Here is a 1691-nt window from a genome sequence, read left to right as displayed (position 1 = left end):
GGGTGGGGGCGGACGGCGCGGCGACCACCGGGGTCGGCGCGGCGCCGTCGTGCGTCGCGGCCATGGCCCGCGTTCCGAGCGTGGGCGGCGGCACGATGACGTCGCGCGACGCCGGTGCGGCCGCGACGAGCTCGGCGAGCTGGGCCCTGGCGACGTCGAGCGGGCTGATCTGCTCGGCGGCCACGACCGGGGTGGCGGCCACGACGACGGCCCCCGCGGCGTCGATCGCGGCCTGCGCCGTGGCGAGCGCCTCGTTGCGCCGGTGGGCGGCGTAGGCCACGCCCTGCTCGGTCATGCGGTGGGCGGTCGCCTCCGTCACACGGCGCTCGTGCGCGGCGGCGGCGCGGTCGGCCTCCGCCTGCGCGGCGGTCATGGCGGCGCGGTGCTCGTCACGAGCGGCCTGCTCCGCGCTCACCTGGGTGATGCCCCCGGCGAGGAAGGCGGCCGAGAGCAGCACGACGCAGCCGGGCCGCGCGACGAGGGCGCGCAGGCCTCCGAGGAGGTGGTCGGCTCGCGGTCGGGTCACCGAGGCCAGCCGGGCCGAGAGCCGGAGCCCGTCGAGGGTCGCGACGGCCCGTGCGGCCGTGCGGGAACCGCCGGGCGCCGTCGGCAGGAGGGCGCGCCGGTGCGCGCGGTGCTGCTGCGCCGCTGCTGCGGCGCGCAGCTCGCGGCGGGTGACGGGGACGTGCTCGGGCTGCATGCGGTCTCTCGTCCTGTGGGGCCGATCGACGACCGGGGGCGTGGGGGCGCCCTCCGGCCGCTTGCAGCAGGTCTGTCGACGCGCGCGGGGCGGACCTGTAGGCGGGTGTCCGAGTCGTCCCGTCGATTCACCCGTTCAGCGCGCCGCACGTGGTTCAGGTGGGCGGAACGTCCGTTCTGCGACCGCGTCACCGCCCGGTCGGCCGCCGCCGGACGGGGAGCCGCGAGGTGCCGGGACCGTCCGTCGGGCATGCTGTGGCTCGTGCTCGACGACTTCGACCGGGTGCTCGCGCACGCGCGGCGCGGGTCGCCCGAGGGCTTCTCCGCGATCTACCAGGACCTCGTGCGTCCGGTCGCGGGGTACCTGCGCGCCCAGGGCGTGCGCGACGTCGAGGACGCGACGAGCGAGGTGTTCCTCTCGGTCTTCACCGGCCTCGCGCGGTTCGAGGGTGACCAGGCGCAGCTGCGCGCGTGGGTGTTCACCATCGCCCACCGTCGCGCCGTCGACACCTTCCGTCGTGCGTCGCGCCGGGTCGTGGAGACGGCCTACGAGGCGGAGGACGACGTCCGCACGTCCGAGAGCGCCGAGGCCGGAGCGCTCGACGCGCTCGGCGGGCAGCGCGTCATGGAGGTCCTCGGGACCCTCACCGACGAGCAGCGTGAGGTGCTCGTGCTCCGGATCGTCGCCGACCTCACGGTCGAGCAGGTCGCCGAGGTCACGGGCCGCCGGGCGGGCGCGGTCAAGGCGCTCCAGCGCCGGGGCCTCGCCGCGCTGCGCCGGACGCTCGCCGAGACGGGAGTACCCCTGTGAGCCTCCGCGACGATCACCAGGACATGAGCACCACGTCGGACGACCGCCTCGTCGCCGGGTCGCCCGTCGACGGCGAGCCCGAGCTCGTCGCGTTCGTCGCCGCGCTGCGCGCCGCCGCGCAGGACGCACCGCGCCCGACGCCGGCGCTCGAGGCGGTGCTGCGTGACGGGCTGGCGCAGCC

At 77.2% G+C, this 1691-nt stretch carries 1 protein-coding gene and 1 pseudogene; one reads left to right on the top strand and one right to left on the bottom strand.

Annotated elements, in window-relative coordinates:
* Positions 1-700 (bottom strand): annotated as a pseudogene (locus tag ICW40_RS16980) (hypothetical protein); the annotation flags it as partial.
* A 249-nt stretch (positions 701-949) separates the two neighbouring features.
* Between ICW40_RS16980 and ICW40_RS16975 the strand changes: the two are divergent.
* On the top strand, positions 950-1510 hold the full coding sequence (locus ICW40_RS16975) for an RNA polymerase sigma factor (protein ID WP_221655191.1): 561 nt from the start codon (positions 950-952) through the stop codon (positions 1508-1510).
* Positions 1511-1691 lie beyond the last annotated feature (181 nt).

The sequence above is a fragment of the Actinotalea ferrariae genome, from assembly GCF_019733465.1.
Taxonomy (GTDB): Bacteria; Actinomycetota; Actinomycetes; order Actinomycetales; family Cellulomonadaceae; genus Actinotalea; species Actinotalea ferrariae_A.
The sequence above is the reverse complement of the archived record's forward strand: the minus strand, read 5'-3'. Positions and strand labels throughout refer to the sequence as shown.